The following is a 16820-nucleotide window of genomic DNA, read 5'->3' on the forward strand; positions in this document are numbered from 1 at the left end:
AACGGGAGTCACGACGTGAGCATAACAATCAAGACAGGCCTTATGGCGCTCGCCTTGCTCGGTTCGACGGCATTGACCGCGGTCACTGCCCATGCCGCCGACAAGGAAATCAGCTGGATCTATTGCGGCGACACGATCGACCCGGTCCACACCAAATACATCAAGCAGTGGGAAGAAAAGAACGCCGGCTGGAAGGTCACGCCTGAAGTCGTCGGTTGGGCGCAGTGCCAGGACAAGGCAACGACGCTTGCCGCCGCCGGCACGCCGGTTGCCATGGCCTATGTCGGCTCGCGCACGCTGAAGGAGTTCGCCCAGAACGATCTGATCGTCAAGGTGCCGATGACCGATGAGGAAAAGAAGGCTTACTATCCCCACATCGTCGACACGGTGACCTTCGAGGGCACGCAGTGGGGCGTTCCGATCGCCTTCTCCACCAAGGCGCTCTATTGGAACAAGGACCTCTTCAAGCAGGCCGGCCTCGATCCCGAAAAGCCGCCGAAGACCTGGGCCGAAGAAATCGAGATGGCCAAAACCATCAAGGAAAAGACCGGCATTCCGGGCTTCGGTCTCTCGGCCAAGACCTTCGACAACACGATGCACCAGTTCATGCATTGGGTTTACACCAACAATGGCAGCGTGATCGATGCCGATGGCAAGGTCACCCTCGACAGCCCGCAGATTCTCGCCGCGCTGAAGGCCTACAAGGATATCGTCCCCTACTCCGAAGAAGGCCCGACTGCCTATGAGCAGAACGAAGTCCGCGCCATCTTCCTCGACGGCAAGGTTGCCATGATCCAGGCCGGATCGGGTGCGGCCTCCCGCCTGAAGGAGACGAAGATCAGCTGGGGCATCACGACGCTGCCGCTCGGCCCCGATGCCAAGGGCCCCGGCACGCTCTTGATCACCGACAGCCTGGCGATCTTCAAGGGCTCGGGCGTCGAGGACAAGGCGACCGAATTCGCCAAGTTCATCACCTCGCCGGACGTTCAGGCGGAATACGAGCTGCAGGGCGGCGCCGGCCTCACCCCGCTGCGTCCCTCGGCAAAGGTCGACGAGTTCGTCGCCAAGGACCCCTCGTGGAAGCCGCTCATCGAGGGCATCAGCTATGGTGGTCCCGAGCCGCTCTTCACCGACTATAAGGGCTTCCAGAACTCGATGATCGAAATGATCCAGTCGGTTGTAACAGGCAAGGCCGAACCGGAAGCCGCACTGAAGAAGGCTGCCGGCGAAATCGAAGCCTTCAAGTAAGCCCTGCTGAGGCTCATTGGGGTCGCGGCGCAAGCTGCGGCCCCTCCCCTCTATCGAATATGCGACGAAGACCGCCGGCGGAGACAGATTTTTGGGACAGCTCCTTCTCAACAACGTTCAGAAATTCTACGGCGACTACGAAGTTCTGAAGGGCGTGCAGCTCGAGGTAAAGAACGGCGAATTCGTCGTCTTCGTCGGGCCGTCAGGCTGCGGCAAGTCCACGCTGTTGCGGATGATCGCCGGCCTCGACGCGACGACGGCAGGTGACATCGTCATCAACGGTGTCCGGGTCAACGATCTGCCGCCGGTCAAGCGCGGCATCGCCATGGTGTTCCAGTCCTACGCGCTCTATCCGCACATGACGGTTTTCGAGAACATCGCCTTCCCGCTGCGCGTCGAGAAGATGGAAGAGGCAAAGCTCAAGGCCAAGGTGGAAAACGCCGCGCGCATCCTGCATCTCGACCAGCGGCTGCAGCAGAAACCCGGCATGCTTTCCGGCGGCCAGCGCCAGCGCGTCGCGATCGGTCGCGCCATTGTGCGCGAACCGAAGATCTTCCTGTTCGACGAGCCGCTCTCCAACCTCGATGCGGCGCTGCGCGCCGACATGCGCATCGAGCTTGCCAAGCTGCACCGGCAGCTGAAGGCGACGATGATCTATGTGACACACGACCAGGTCGAGGCCATGACCATGGCCGACCGCATCGTCGTGCTCGACGCCGGCAATATTTCCCAGACCGGCGCGCCGCTGGAGCTTTACCACAAGCCCGCCAACAAATTCGTCGCCGGCTTCATCGGCAACCCGAAAATGAATTTTCTGCCCGTCACCTGCAAGAGCGTCAGCGCCGCCGGCGTCGAAGTCGATTATCTCGGCCAGACCGCCCTTCTGCCGGTGACGCCACGCGACGGCATATCAGGCAAGACCCTGACGCTCGGCATCCGGCCGGAGCATATTCAACTCAACGGCGGCGACATCGTCTTCACCGTCACCCCGACCGTCATCGAACGCCTCGGCGCCAATACGGTCGCCTATGCCTCGCTCAACGGCGAGGCCGAGAATTTCTGTGCCATGCTCCCCGGCAGCGTCGGCATCCGCCCCGACGCGCCGGTTTCAACCGGCATCAACGCCGCGGACTGCCATCTCTTCGACGAGGCAGGCATTGCGTTTGAGCGGCGGGTGGAGCTGACGGAAATCGATATGAACGTGATCAATCCGACGGCGGCTTGAAGCGGCTGGGCTCTGTTTCAGCGGTTCGTTCTGCCAGGACTCGGTCGCGGGGACGTGGCTGCCCGTCTGCAGGAGTCTGGACTTCGTTGGACAATCTCCTGCGGACGGTAGCGTCCAGCCCATAGCGGAGATTTAACAATATGGCCGCATTGCACCTCCCCATAAGCAGACGCGTAAACGCCCAGGAAAATCGGCATGCATGCGCTGGAAGCGGACACGAGGCGCTGTGCTCACGGACCTTTGGTTCGGCCCCGTGACGCCAGCGTCATGGTGATCGGATAGATTTTCCGCTCAAAGGCTTTCGAGCAAGGTTTGAGTGCGACTATCTTACTTGCAGTCCTCGCTCTGGTCCGCTCAAGCTTCGGTGCACTCGTGGACCTTCTGAGACGGCGGGGTCGAGACGATCATAGGCAATGGCCATGTGGCCAGTATACCACCAGGCGCAGGCCCGTATCCGAACGTTCTAAAGCCGCCCCAAAGCGGTTATTCAATTCGACCACGCAGTCGCCACGCGGACGAGGCAGCTTTCGAACGCCGGTCTGAAATGATCGAAGCGGCGGAGAGATAGCCATGCCGAAGCACCTTATAATCGCAGTCAACTGGGTTCGACCTTTACGACAGCGGCGAGCATGGGTGGCAGCGAAGTCCGACCACGCATATTCAAACTACATTTGCCCCCGGGGCGGCACCGTACCAGCGCGCAAGGGCGCTCACCGGCATCGACTAAAACCAGCAGTTTCGTCGCCTTGCCATCCCTCCGCTTATACAGCTTTGATCTCGGGACACCCGCCTCCCGGGTGTGTTGCTCATTGGCAACGCGATGTCCGCGCGTAACGTGATCCTCATGCTTTTGGCGGACGGACAGGTCCACCGACAGCATAGCCAATGCTAGTGGCACTCCCGTCAGACTCGCCTGATCGGTTGCTACCAGCGCGCCCTTCAACACCCAATATACAGGGCCACTTTTGCGCCAGATAACGGGTCTCGATCAGTGGAGTTGACATCCATGTAAGACGTTCCGGCCCGGCAGGGCCATGCTTGTTCGCGCTGCGACGCTACATTGGGGTCACCCACAAGTTTTGTCGGGTCCGAAAACTCGGCCTTGCCTGGCTGAGCCGCTGTGCGAAAGCTATTTCGTGAGCTTCCGGACCGCGTCGGGTACCTCGGTGGACGTGACCGTCTCCCGATGGATGACGCGGCCCTGTTCAATGATAGCCAGGGCGCGCTCTGATCGTCCGTTCAGCGAATTGAGTAGACCAAATTTTCCGCTCACGCTGCCGCCGACGTCGGAAAGCAACGGAAACTCGACGCCGATCTCTCGCGCCCAGGCGGCTGTTTTAGCGAGGTCGTCATCAGTGCTGATCCCTAACACCTGATGCCCTTGCGCCTGGAGCTGAGAAAGGATCGCCTGAACCGCTTGAAGGCGCTTTTTGCAGAACTCGGCGCCGCGGGCATCGAAGAAAATAATGATCGTCTTGCCGTTATGTTGCAGCGTGCTGTTGCTCACGATCTGCACCGCGGGCAATGAGAAAGGTGGAAGCAGCTGATCCGTCATTTCAAACCTCCTTTTTGCAGTTGCACTTGCCTGACTTAGTATGGTGTTGGGGTGGCCACCGCTGGACAGGAGCGTCTCGATGGTTGCTACGGCTCGCAGATCAGGACGCTACATGTTAGGGCTCGCATGTTCTGGCCCTGGATCGTCCTCCGAGCCAATGTGTCGAATACATTCATCATAAGATCCGCGAACACCCGTAGGCTGCCAGCCACGAGGCAAGTCGCGTTCATTGGGCCAAACCGCCAGACGCCCCACCTCGTTTCGAACGATCCGGTGCAGGCGCTCGTCGCTGAACCTCGCCATCACGTTGTCTCCGCAGGCAACACAGCGTCCGGCTCCTTATCGAGGATCGCTCCCACGACTGCTTGGGAAAGACCCTCGATGGTCGCATGTTCGAAGAAGGTCCGGAGCGCAAGGTCTATGTTGTATGAGCGGCGCACTCGCGCGACGACCTGTGTTGCGAGGAGTGAGTGTCCTCCAAGGTCGAAAAAGTTGTCGTGAACGCTGATACGCGGCAATCCAAGAACCTCCGACCAGATTCCCGCCAGCTCCTGTTCGAGGTCGGTCCGAGGTGCTGTGTACTGTGCCCTTCGGCAGAAGCCATCTATCGCCAGCTTGGGCAGGGCGCCTCTGTCTACTTTACCGCTCGGCGTCACCGGCAAGCTGTCCATGAATACGAAATGGCCGGGCACGAACGGCTCGGGCAGGTGAGCGGCCAAATGTGTACGCAGCGTCCGCTTGAGCTTTTCCGGACCTGCCCAGCGCGGCCTGGCGATCGCTTGGTCACCAGAATGAATGGGCGCGTCAACCCGCTTGGCGTACACGTTGTACATCCCGGCTGCGGCGATGCTCGTGTCCTGATCCACAGTGACCTCGAATCCATGACGTTCAAGGAGACTAACGACCCAAGCCAAACTATCATCGACATCATGCACCTCTGCGACAACTTGCCGGATGCAGCGCCAGTGTTCGGTATCCACGCCGGCCAACACGTCACGTTCACTTTTTTCTACGTCGACTTTCAGTAGGTCGATATGGGAGACACCCTCCGCACGGATCACGTCCGACAAACGCATCAACTTACATGTAAAAACCTCGCTCTCCAGCCTCTGGTTGAGGACATCCTGGAGATCAAGATCAGTCAGATCTCCGGCTCTGCCGGCATCCCGTTCGGCAAGCAGATAGCTCCTTACAGCTTCGCGTTCCTCCGTCGCGTCGGCATACCTACCGGACAAAATAGACGCGTGAGGGTAGTGTTTGAATTCCGCAGACCCGGGCTTTGCCGCCAAGCCAAAGTCGAACAGGCGCATCCCAAGGCCGTAGGCCCTGTCGTTAGCAGTAAGGGTTTGAAAGATTGGCGGTATGGGTTCAAATGCGAACAGGCGTGCCCCGGGGCGAAGCGTTACGACTGCCAAGCCGAAAAGACCGATGTTCGCGCCGACATCGAAAATGATGGGGGCCACGGGCAATTCAATGCCGTGCTTGAAATAACTCTGCTCTTCGAAGAGCTCACGATAGAGAAAATCGGTTTCGCTGCGATTTCGGTGGGCGATCAGGAGTCCGTTGGGAAGTTCGTGTAAGCTTTCATGTTCAAGATTCCCTGCGCGAACCATCTCTTGAAACTCAAGCAACGGTGCGCCAACGTCTTTTTGTGGAACAACGAACGCTGCCAGGCGGGGCTCGCCACCATTGATGCTGAAGGATCCTACCGCCGCATCGCGCACTGCGGCATGACGAAGCAGTTTGTCTTCAATCTCTCCGGGCTCCACTCTGAACCCGCGGACCTTCAGCTGGTCGTCGCGTCTGCCTAGAAAATCGAAAGCCCCGTCTGCCAGACGCTTCGCGCGATCGCCGGTACGGTACAACAGCCGACCGGGTTCGTCGGAGAAAGGGTCGGGTACGAACTTCCTAGCGCACAGCGCCCGATCTCCGACATAACCGAGTCCAACTGCAGTGCCGCCGATATACAGTTCGCCTTCCATGCCTACGGGCATGTGCGCGAGGTTTTCGTCAAGCACGAAGAGCCTTACGTTGGAGATCGGTCGACCTATGGGGACCCGGCGATCCAGATACCGTTCGAGACCCTCAAGGCGATGATACGACACCACGTCGGTACACTCTGTCGGACCGTAGCTGTTGGCGAACTCTGCGCGAAAATGCCTTGAGCGCAGGAAGGGGAGCAGTCTCCGGGTCATTATGGGTTCACCGCCCAGCACCACGAGCCGAAGGCTTTCAAGATTTGTTAGCGCCTGTTCACCGAGGTCGGCGATTGTGTAGATTGCGCTGGGCGTACAGTTGATCAAGGTGCTTCTGTTTGCCCCTACGAAGCGGGCGACTTCGAGCGGGTCGAATGGCCCGGGTGGCGACAACTGGACCTCCGCCCCGATCATCAAAGGCGCCAACACGTTTTTTTGGGTCAGGTCGAAGCTCAGCGAGGTAATGACTAGCACCCGCTCGCCATCCGTCAGGTTGAACTCCCGGATATACCAATCCAAAAGATTGAAAAGGCCCTCATGGCTCACCGACGCCAGTTTTGGACGACCGGTTGAGCCTGAGGTGTAGATGGCATAGGCCGTCTCTTGCGGGAGCATTCCAGACCCTACTTGCGGCTCCGCCGATAGAGCATCCCTTTCTTCGTCCACCAGGATCGTTGGAAAGTTGGGCTGCCCTATATGTGCATCCGCCTGGCGCGCCGTCGCGACGACACCAGCCAATGGTCTCAGCATCAGACTGACCCGCTCGGGGGGGTAATATGGGTCGACTGGTACATAGGCGCATCCTGCACGTAGGATGCCAAGCAAAGCAATCACCGCTTCAGGCGACCTTTCGATGAGAACTCCAACTAGGCTTGAAGCTGTGATGCCGGCTTCCCGGATACGCGTTGCCACGTTTCCCGACCGAGTCCAAAGCTCACCATATGAGAGCGCCCGATCTCCCGTGCGCACCGCGACGCGATTCCGGTCGCGATTGACCTGCTCTCCTATCATCTCATCGATCCGGCGATGTTCCGGCGGGGCACGGAGGATCGGCGCTGCATTGGCGTTTGCCAGTTCAGACGCATCAAGAAGCTGAAGGCCCGAGATCCGGACCGGCCGCGATGCGATGTCTTCGAGAAGAATGAGGAACCGTTCGGTGAGGCACTCCACGTCACCATTGCCAATAACATTCCGATCGTACTCCCAGACACCCGCGAGGCCACTCTGTGTCGGCGCCAACGACAGGAAGAGCGCGAACTTCGGTTGCTCCAACATTATTCCTGTGTCAGCCTCAGATGCCATGCCGAACACAGGTAAGTTCTGGAGGCTGAAGGCGACCTGGAAGAGGGGGCTTTGTCCTGAAGCCCTGTCAGGCTGCATTGCTTCAATGACTCGTTCGAAAGGAATATCCTGGTTCGAATATGCCTCCAGAGTGGTCTCCCGGACCCTGCGCACGAGTTCACCGAATTGCGGATCGCCAGAAAGGTCAGTTCGCAGTACCAACGGGTTGACGAAACAGCCGACGAGCTTCTCGAGGTCGGGATCGTTACGGCCAGCCACGGGGGCTCCCACCACGATGTCGGACTGACCTGTGTGACGAAACAGCAAGACCTTGAAGGCTGCTAATAGTGCCATGAAAGGGGTTGCATGCTCCTGCACGCCAAGGCCAATGACCCGGTCGCTTATGTCGGCTGGTACGCGGAAAGTCCTTACGCCAGCCCTAGGAACCTGCCTATGCGAAGGCGGCTCGGAGACAGGCAATGGCGATGCGGGTAGGCCGGCCAGCTTTGCCTTCCAATATTCTAGCTGTGAGTTGAACTTGCCCGCGGTCAGACCCTCGCGCTGCCACGCAGCGAAATCACCGTACTGGATAGCGAGTTCAGGCAATTCTTCGTCGACGCCGCCGCGCGCGGCCAACTGGCGTAATTCCGCCGCAATAATGCCCGCCGACCAACCGTCAGCTATGATGTGATGCATGATCAGGAGCAGTCGGCTGCGCACGCCGTCAAGGCGGCAGAGATAGGCTCGGAATAGCGGTCCCGTTTCCAGATGGAAAGGTTGTTGCGTGAAATCCTGTGCTTTCTCAAGCCAGAACCTTTCAGCTTCCGTTGAATCGAGCGCCGATAGATCCATCAACACTAAGGCAGGGTCGTATGGGGGACGGACAACTTGGAAAGGTTCGCCGTCCCGTTCCACGAATACAGTACGCAACGATTCATGGCGCTCAATCAGTTTCGCTAGGGACTTTCCAACAATGGAGGGTTCAACCTCTCCTTCTAGGTCAATGAACAGGGGTATGTGGTATTGTGACGTGTTTGGCGTCAGCTGCTCGGCCAACCATATCCGCTGTTGTGCCGACGAGGCAGGCTCGGTTTCCGCGCGGTCCCGTCGGGATATCGCACCCGCGGCGCGGCCGCTCCGACCCTTGGCAAGCCTTGAGAGTTCGGCAGGCGATAGCCCCGCGAGTCTCTTCGCAGTGTTTTTCATGCGCGATATCCCGGAATGTAGATGATTGCCGCTGGACCAACTGCAGTCCGCACCAAGTCCATCTGCTCGATTTTAGCTGCACGACCCCGGTTGCACCTTCGCGCATTCGGCGAGTTCCTGTTGCCAACGCTCGCCGAGCGACTCTTGATGTTTTAAAAGCGCTGAACAGACGTCGTTGAAAGCCTCGAGATAGTTCGCCTGGGCCTTTTCGAACTTCTTCAAGCTGCGCGCGTAATCCTCGGCGAATTCGTCACGATCCTTGTCGGCCATATGATCCTCCTTTAGGTCTCATCATCAAGAACATTGAGCAACGCTAGGCAGAAGCATCGCCAAAGCCAGAAGCGTTGGGCCGCGCGACAGGCGTAGCTCCAGCAGAATCGCACCGGCTGCAATCGCGGTTTCGGAATCGATGTCCACCTCAACATCTGTATGTTCGAGCCAGGCTCCTCCTTCGGCGTTCATCGCCTTGAAGACAGCTTCCTTCGCGCAGAACAGCAATCTCGCTTCGACAAGATCTCGTATACGCTCGCGTTCGCGAGGCGTGGTGACTGTCTCGAAGCACTCGGGAGGGAGAGGGGTCGCCGGCTCGATGTCGATGCCGACGGCCGCCACTTCCGAGTGCGACGCCAGTGCAACCACAGCGAAAGCCGAGTCGTGAGCTATTGAGCCGACATAACCCTGGGGGAACGCTGCGGGCCTATTAGGGTGCTGGTCGAGCCGCGAGGCGGCGCCCACCTCTGACAGAAGCTGATAGCCAGCCTGCCGAGCCGCGAGGGACCCCATCGTACGAGAATTCTGAGGGGCTGATCCTCCATATTGAGCCAACCGTCGGCCAGCGAGCCTGATGCCTGGCGGGCAACGGTTCTCAAACGATTGCAACTGATCCAAGAAAGCGTCTTCCACGGCTCCCCCCCCCCCAGGCTGCGTCAGAAGAATATTGCACGATTAACGCGAAGTTGCAATATATTCTGATTGTTTTCTAGTCTCTTAAGTCGGCGTCGTCGGAGGACTCAACTAGCTGCGAAAACAAGGCGGCGTGCAGAAGATTATCTTGCGCGTGTTAAACTTCGAATTTTACGGTTAAAATGATGTGAAGCGGCGTGCAAAATTGAAATAATAGTTGGAGGTCATCGACGTAAAACTTTGACAGCGCTCAAAAGTTCGATCTGCGGCCATCCATTCGCTTTGGCGAGCGAGTATGCCGCTCAGCCCTGCCATCAAGCTTGAAATCTGATGTACGTGGCAACGCCGCTGCGGAGATTCCCTGGGCGCTCAAAGATAATTCCCGCCGACCTATCCGGCCGGACTGGCACTATTCAGCATGTCACGGGTGCCGTGGAGTGCGCCGATTGGGAAATCTCGCGTGAAACCGACCTGACGCTTCGGCCGCTTTATCCCCGCTAAATGTCCTGTGGCCAGGAGACCCCACCAACCAAAGGCAGACCTGCCAGACCGTGGCATCCCTCGTGATGATCCGCCATCCTGCCGATTGCTAATAGAAGACTCGGAGTGTGGCGTCGGCTTTGAGCCATGTCACGAAATTGATCGCATGGTCCAGAAGGTCGGCTGTGGAAGTTCCGAGGCCCAAAACTGTCAGTTTGCTGCCAGGCCCAAAGTGGACACCCGCCCTCAACCGAAACCGCCCCCTACCAGACCATCCCGCGGGCCGCGATCTCCTCCACCCGGGTCACGATGCCGCCTCGATGAAACACCATCGTGTCGAACAGGTTGGACACCACGCAGGTGTGGTTCGGGATGATGAAGAGTTTTTCGCCGATCTGTGGCCGAGGGCCGGTGCAGGTTGAGAGATCGATCACGCCGTGTTCTTCCGAGAGGCTGGTGATCCGCGCCTGGGGATAGCCGACGATCAGGCCGTAATCGCTGAAGCCCTGCAGGTCCGAGGTCAGCGCCTTCGAGCCGGCGTCGATGACGGCGCGGTCGGCGGTTGGGCGGGAGACGACGGTGGCGAGCACATGCATGGCGCAATCGTCCTCGCTGCAATGGCCCATGCGCACCATCTGGCGGTCGTTGTAGATATAGGTGCCGGCGCGGTGTTCGGTGGCGGAGGGGACGAGATGCGCCTCGAACAGGCTCGGCGTTCCGCCATTGCTGACGATCGGGCAGGTTATGCCGTCGGATTGCAGGCGCTGCAGCGTCTCGGCGATGAAGGCCTCGACGGCGGCGGCCGCTTGCGGTTTGGGATAGGTGACGATGCCGCCGAAGGTGAGGCCGTCGGCGGCGGCGATGCGCCTGGCGAGCGAGGCGGCTTCCTCCGATGTCTGCACGCCGCAGCGGCCGCCGCCGGTGTCGCATTCCACCAGCACGGTCAGCGGCTTATGGCCGGAGAAATGCGCGGCGAGGCCATCGACCGTCTGCTCGCTGTCGGCGACGACCTTGAGATCAGAAATGCGCTCGTTCAGCCTGGCGAGGCGCTCGAGTTTCTGCTGTCCGAGGATGTTGAAGGTGATGAGGATGTCGTTGAAGCCGGCTTCGGCGAAGACTTCCGCTTCCGTCACCTTCTGGCAGTTGATGCCCCTGGCGCCGGCGGCGACCTGGGCGACGGCGAGCGCCGGGATCTTGTGCGTCTTGATATGCGGGCGGAAGTTCAGCCCGTGCTGATCCATATAGGATTGGACGCGGGCGATGTTGGCGGCCAGCCGGTCTTCGTCGATCACGGGGCGCGGCGTCGAGAGATCGGCGATCCGGTCTCCTGCCCTGGCGACGACGGCAAAGCTGCGATCAGGCATTCAGGCGGCTCCGCGTTCTCTTCCATGTGGATCGGCGACGATCGGCCATAACGTCTTCGGCGCCCGCCGGTACGGCGTCGTCGCCGGATTATTGGGATAGGGCGTTCCGGCGGAGCAGTAAAGGATTTCCGCGGCGATCTTCGAAAAGGAGGCGAAGAAATGATTGGTGGATTTGATCACCAGGATCTTCTGCTTCTTGGGATCGATGCCCATCACCGAAAACAGGCTCGGATCGAAGCTCTGGGCGCGCGTCGAATTGAGGATGATGTCGATGCCGTCGAGCACGATATGGGCGGCATCGCCGAAGGGCGCGAGGCTCTCGCCGAACTGCATCTCGGCATTTTTCACCAGCCTGACGACCTTGACCGTGCCATCGATCGGATTGCCGGTGCCGGGCGCCGATTTGGCCCCGAAGCGCAGCGGGATTTCAGCCCCCTCGCCTGCTGCAAAACAGATCTGCACCGCCATCGGATCCCAGATGGTGCCGACCGCCGCGCTGGTGACGCCGCGGGCCATCAGCTCGGCAAGAATGACGGTCGCATCGCCCGCCGTGCCGCCGCCCGGATTGTCCCAGACATCGGCGATGACGACGGGCCATGCGGTGGCGGCCATGGCGCGCGAGACGGCTTGCCTCTCGTCGATCTGCGGCACCATGAAGGTGCCGCGCTTGGCAAACAGTTCGAGGCCGAGATCGCGCGCTAGAGCCGCACCCTTCTCCGGCCTGTCGTCGGTCACGACAAGCAGCTTCGTTCCCATTTCGGGAACGTCGCCGACCATGAAGCCGTGGATCACCGAGATCGACAGGATCTCGGGATCATCCTTCTCGATCCGCATGATCTTGTCGACGAAGGAGCGCATCGGGTCGCGCGAGGTCGGGAAAACGTCGATCATCCGGCAGTCGAACACCGACATGCGGGGCTTGACCCGGCCTTCGAGCGTATCGACGGCGATGCGCCAGAGATCCTCGGCGCGGTCGACGAAATCCGTGTGCGGAAATTCCTTGAAATAGACGGCGAAATCGAGCGCCGCGACGCGCTTTGCCGTCAGATGGCTGTGCGGATCGAGTTCGGCGCAGATGAGGACATCAGGGCCGACGATCTCGCGCATGCGGGAGAGAAGATCGCCTTCCGTGTCTTCATAGCCGGCTGCCACCATGGCGCCGTGCAGGCCCATGACGACGGCGTCGACAGGCATGGCCGCGCGGAGCTGGTCGAGGATTTCGTCGCGCAGCTCCTCATAGGTCGTCCGGTTGACGAGGCCCGCCGGGTCGGCCCAGGTGGCGGTGCCCTCGATCAGTTCCCAACCCTTTTCCCGGGCGACGCGCCGGCCGACGGTGATCGGCGCGGTGCAGAGCGTCGGTGTATCAGGGTGCTGGCCGGGCGGGGCATAAAGCGAGGCTTCGAATGCGCGACGATCGACGCAGATCGGGGAGAAGGTGTTGGTCTCGGTCGCCAGTGCTGCCGTGAATATGCGCAAGAAAGTGGCCTTCGTGTTGCAGGCCCCGCGTCACCCCATCGGGTTCGGCAGGTAGCCGGTGAAACCTGAGATCTTCCAGCGTCCCTGGTGCCGCCTGCAATAATAGAGCGTCTGCCATTGCAGGACATCGCGGGTGCCGTCGGCCTTGGTAATGCCGCCTTCGAATTTCTTGCGGACAAGCGCCGTGTCGCCTTCGATCTCGATATCCTCGAGCGTCGTCGTCGTGAAGATCGCCGTGCGCGGATCTTCCGCGAAACTCTGCCCGGCAAACTCTCTCGCCTGCCTCAGCCACTCTTCGCGATAGGCCGAAAGCGAGGGAAAGGCGAGCCGCCACTTGTCGGGGTTCACCTCTTTGCGGCCGTCGATGCCGATGAAGCCCTCTTCGACGAAATCATCCTCCACCATCGACCAGTCGGCGGCGAGAAAAGCGTCGATATCGCGCGAAACGAGCATTTCCCAGATCGCCTGCCGGGCGCCGTCCGACGGGAAAGGGTTCTGAAAAGGATCGCGCATGTGTGCCCCGGATTGAAATTCTTTTCATAAATCGCGTTTTTCACTGGTCAAATTCTGCTTTCTATGGTCATTTGTCAATGTATCAAGAAAATAATTTGCAAGGACTTCAGCATGCCCATCAAGCGCTATGGCACGGTTCAAACGGGCGCCGGCGGCAAGACGCTGCCATTCGCGCGTGCGGTCGAAGCCGATGGCTGGCTCTATGTTTCCGGTCAGGTTGCGATGGAAGACGGCGAAATCATCGATGGCAACATCATCGCCCAGACCCATAAGACGATCGCCAATGTGCTGGAGATTCTCGAGGAGGCCGGCTATGGCGTCGAGCATGTCGTGCGTGTCGGCGTCTGGCTCGACGATCCGCGCGACTTCTGGACCTTCAACAAGATCTATCAGGAGTATTTCGGCGAGCATCCGCCGGCACGCGCCTGTGTGCAATCGTCGATGATGGTCGATTGCAAGGTTGAGATCGACTGCGTGGCCTATAAGAAGAAGGACGCATAGGAAAAATCGGTGGGAGTCGGTTTGGATATCTTTTCGACATTGCAGGAAGATAAGAGCCGGCTTTCTCCTTCGGAAAACCGCATCGCGGAGATCATCGTCAATGATTTCGAGTTTGCGGTGAATGCCTCGATCATCGAGCTCGCCGAACGCGCCGAGGTTTCGCCGCCGACCGTCACCCGCTTTTGCAGGCGGCTCGGCTGCGAGAGTTTTTCCGATTTCAAGGTTCAGCTCGCCCGCACCGCCCATATCGGCGTGCGCTATCTGAAACCGGAATCGAAAAGCACCGAACCGGCCGATGTCGCCCAGGATATCATCACCAAGGCGCAGAACGCGCTGTTTCTGCTGCATCGCTCGCTCGATCTTGCGGCGATCGAAGCGGCGGTTGCCCATATCGCCAAGGCCGACATGATCTATGCCTTCGGCTCCGGCGGCAATTCGTCGATGATCGCCGACGAGCTGCAGAACCGGCTCTTCCGCCTCGGGCTGCGCATCACCGCCAGTTCCGATCACAGCATGCAGCTGATGATGGCGGCGGCGGCCCGGCCGGGCGATGTGCTGATCGGCTCGTCCTTCTCCGGCCGCAATCTCGAGCTGGTGCGGGCCTTCGAGCTTGCCCGCCAGAACAAGGTGAAGACGATCGCTCTCACCCAGACGGACAGCCCCGTCGCCAAGGCCGCCGAAATCGTCGTGCCGATCGACCTTCCCGAAGGCAACAATATCTACCGTCCGACCTCGACGCGCATCGCCTATATCGCGACGGTCGACATCCTCTCGAGCCTGGTCGCTTACGCCGTTCAGCCGAAGGCGACGACCACGCTCCGGCGCATCAAGCAGCAGCTCGTCATCCACCGCGACGGCGACGACCGGCAATTGCTTGGAGACTGAAATCCATGAGCGGGAGTCTGGGAAAATGACCCAATCGGCAGCCATCGTCACCGGTGCGGCGGGCGATATAGGTGCTGCGATCGCCGCACGCCTTGCCGAAGATCACGACGTCGTGCTGCTCGCCGATATCGATGCCGCCGCGGCGGCCGCCGTCGCTTCCAGGCTCGGGCCGGCCAGCCGTTTCGTCGCCATCGGCTGCGATGTGACCAGCGAGACGAGCATATCGGAACTGGCAAAACGCGCCGCCGATGCCGGGCTGGTGCGAACCCTCGTCAACAATGCCGGTGCGGCGCGAGCGACCAGCCTGCACGACACGACGCCGGAGATCTGGCGGGCGGACAATGCGCTCAACCTCGAAGCGGCCTTCCTATGTTTCCGCGCCTTCGAGCCGATGCTCAAGGCGTCCAAAGGGTCTGTCGTCAATATCGCCTCGGTCAACGGCATGCATGTTTTCGGGCACCCGGCCTATAGCGCCGCCAAGGCCGGCCTTCTGCATTTCACCCGGCTGGTGGCGGTGGAATACGGCAAGTTCGGCATCCGCTCGAATGCCGTCGCCCCCGGTACGGTGAAGACGCAGGCCTGGGAGGCGCGCGCCGCCGCCAATCCTAATGTCTTCGAGGAGGCGCGCCGCTGGTATCCGCTGCAGCGCGTCGTCGATCCTCGCGATGTCGCCAATGCCGTGGGCTTCCTGGCCGGTCCGCTCGCCGCCGCCATATCAGGGGTCTGCCTGCCTGTCGATTGCGGGCTGACGGCAGGCCAGGCCGAATTGGCGCGAACTTTCTCCCAATCAGAGCATTATTGATCAGCCGCTCCGATCTTCGAGCGCACAGACAGCATGACAGACCTTCAGGACTGCCCGCCGCGGCCGCGCCCGCGAATCTTCCCATTCGATTGATGATCCGATGAGCCGCTTCTTTCCCGACGTCTTCCGCAATCCGGCTATCCGCGCCAGCATGATCGCCATTTTCACCTTCGGCATGGCGGGGGCGATGACCGCGCCCTATCGGTCGATCGTCGGCATCCGCGAACTGGGCCTGAGCGACGGGCTCTATTCCTTCCTCGCCTTTGCCTCGGCGGCGGTGAATGTGGTGATCAGCGTCCTGCTCGGCAATCTTGCCGACCGGCTCGGCGAATACCGTTCGGCGATGATCGGCGCCTGTCTGTTCGGCATCGTCGGTTACGGCATCGTCTATGCCTTTCCAAGCCCGGCGACCTTCATCGTCAGCGCGCTGCTGCCGCTGCCGATCTACGGGGCGCTGAATTCGCTGCTGTTTGCCAATGCGCGCGCGGCGATGCAGGGCATGAGCCGCAGCGACATGGTGACGGCCAACTCCGGCGTGCGCGCGATGATCTCGCTCTCCTGGGTGCTGATCCCCGGCATAACGGGTCTTGTCCTCTCCGGCGCGTCGAGCATGCTACCGGCCTATCTCTTCGCCAACCTCTCCTGTGTGCTGTGCCAGGGCATCATCCTCTTCGCTCTTCCGAAGCGGGTCGGAACGGAAATGGCGGCGGTTCATCATCTCACCTATCTCGGTGCGCTCAGGCAGGTGGTTTCGCCGCGGATTTCGGCGCATATCGCAGGCGTGGCGCTGATCACCAGCACGCTGCATCTGAACGACGCCCTGCTGCCGCTGATCGCCACCGGCGCAGCCCATGGCCGGCTCAGCGACGTCGGCATTCTGGTCGGCATCGTCGCGCTTCTGGAGGTCGTCTTCATCATCGTCTGGTCGCGGATTGCGCGGAAGACCGGGCAGATGGCGGCGCTTGCCGCCGGCACCGTCATCTATGCACTGTTCCTCAGCCTTCTCGGCTTTGCCTCCGCGCCGTGGCACCTCTATGCACTGACCCTGATCGCCGGCATCGGTGCTGCGGCGATCATCAGCATTCCGATCACCTATCTGCAGGATCTCATCGCCGATCGGCCCGGGCTCGGCAGCGCCCTGATCTCCGTCAATATCTTTGCGAGTGCCGGCATTGGCGCGCTGGTCTTTGCGTCAGGCACATCGGTGGCGGGCTATTCGGGAACCGCCGTCGTCAGCGCCGTCACCGGCCTGTCGGGGATCACGATCCTCGGCTTCCTGCACCGACGTAAGGCCCACCCAGCCGAGGTCGCCGGCAATTAATGCATGTCGCCCGACGCGACGCGCTTTAGGACGTGACGCAGAATGTGGCTTTCATCCATGTTCGTCTTGTGACAAGGGTGAGGC

Annotated in this window: 13 protein-coding genes; 6 read left to right on the forward strand and 7 right to left on the reverse strand. The window is 60.4% G+C overall.

Annotated features, from left to right (window positions below):
- Positions 1–42: 42 nt before the first annotated feature.
- Both Tal182_RS28630 and ugpC read left to right on the forward strand, forming a co-directional pair.
- Positions 43–1248 (forward strand): ABC transporter substrate-binding protein, encoded by a 1206-nt coding sequence (locus tag Tal182_RS28630; protein ID WP_085861685.1) that lies wholly within the window; start codon positions 43–45, stop codon positions 1246–1248.
- A 91-nt stretch (positions 1249–1339) separates the two neighbouring features.
- Complete coding sequence (ugpC, locus tag Tal182_RS28635) at positions 1340–2473, forward strand: sn-glycerol-3-phosphate ABC transporter ATP-binding protein UgpC (RefSeq protein WP_085861686.1); 1134 nt, start codon at positions 1340–1342, stop codon at positions 2471–2473.
- A gap of 1129 nt (positions 2474–3602) precedes the next feature.
- On the opposite strand, the gene Tal182_RS28640 is transcribed toward ugpC, so the two are convergent.
- From Tal182_RS28640 to Tal182_RS28675, 7 genes are all read right to left on the reverse strand, one after another.
- The gene (locus Tal182_RS28640) at positions 3603–4028 is read right to left on the reverse strand and encodes a redoxin domain-containing protein (RefSeq protein WP_085861687.1); all 426 of its coding nucleotides are present in this window, start codon (positions 4026–4028) and stop codon (positions 3603–3605) included.
- Positions 4029–4330: 302 nt separating this feature from the next.
- A complete protein-coding gene (locus Tal182_RS28650) occupies positions 4331–8491 on the reverse strand; it encodes a non-ribosomal peptide synthetase (RefSeq protein ID WP_085861689.1) in 4161 nt (1386 codons plus the stop codon).
- Between the two features lie 72 nt (positions 8492–8563).
- Complete coding sequence (locus Tal182_RS28655; protein ID WP_085861690.1) at positions 8564–8761, reverse strand: hypothetical protein; 198 nt, start codon at positions 8759–8761, stop codon at positions 8564–8566.
- Positions 8762–8785: 24 nt separating this feature from the next.
- Positions 8786–9274, reverse strand: a complete 489-nt coding sequence (locus Tal182_RS28660) for a 4'-phosphopantetheinyl transferase superfamily protein (protein ID WP_085861691.1) — start codon at positions 9272–9274, stop codon at positions 8786–8788.
- An 863-nt stretch (positions 9275–10137) separates the two neighbouring features.
- Positions 10138–11238 (reverse strand): D-TA family PLP-dependent enzyme, encoded by a 1101-nt coding sequence (locus tag Tal182_RS28665; RefSeq protein WP_085861692.1) that lies wholly within the window; start codon positions 11236–11238, stop codon positions 10138–10140.
- Complete coding sequence (locus tag Tal182_RS28670; RefSeq protein WP_085861693.1) at positions 11239–12714, reverse strand: M81 family metallopeptidase; 1476 nt, start codon at positions 12712–12714, stop codon at positions 11239–11241.
- A gap of 30 nt (positions 12715–12744) precedes the next feature.
- Positions 12745–13227: a hypothetical protein gene (locus Tal182_RS28675; RefSeq protein ID WP_085861694.1), complete on the reverse strand. Its 483-nt coding sequence runs from the start codon at positions 13225–13227 to the stop codon at positions 12745–12747.
- A gap of 111 nt (positions 13228–13338) precedes the next feature.
- On the opposite strand from Tal182_RS28675, the gene Tal182_RS28680 reads away from it, so the two are divergent.
- The 4 genes from Tal182_RS28680 (at position 13339) to Tal182_RS28695 (ending at position 16736) form a co-directional block, all read left to right on the forward strand.
- A complete protein-coding gene (locus Tal182_RS28680; RefSeq protein WP_016736729.1) occupies positions 13339–13728 on the forward strand; it encodes a RidA family protein in 390 nt (129 codons plus the stop codon).
- A 21-nt stretch (positions 13729–13749) separates the two neighbouring features.
- On the forward strand, positions 13750–14613 hold the full coding sequence (locus Tal182_RS28685) for a MurR/RpiR family transcriptional regulator (protein ID WP_085861695.1): 864 nt from the start codon (positions 13750–13752) through the stop codon (positions 14611–14613).
- 25 nt (positions 14614–14638) lie between these two features.
- The gene (locus Tal182_RS28690; RefSeq protein WP_085861696.1) at positions 14639–15415 is read left to right on the forward strand and encodes an SDR family oxidoreductase; all 777 of its coding nucleotides are present in this window, start codon (positions 14639–14641) and stop codon (positions 15413–15415) included.
- A gap of 100 nt (positions 15416–15515) precedes the next feature.
- Positions 15516–16736, forward strand: coding sequence for an MFS transporter (locus Tal182_RS28695; RefSeq protein WP_085861697.1), 1221 nt, complete (start codon positions 15516–15518; stop codon positions 16734–16736).
- The last annotated feature ends 84 nt before the right edge of the window (positions 16737–16820 follow it).

This window comes from Rhizobium sp. TAL182, from assembly GCF_002117725.1.
GTDB lineage: Bacteria > Pseudomonadota > Alphaproteobacteria > Rhizobiales > Rhizobiaceae > Rhizobium > Rhizobium esperanzae.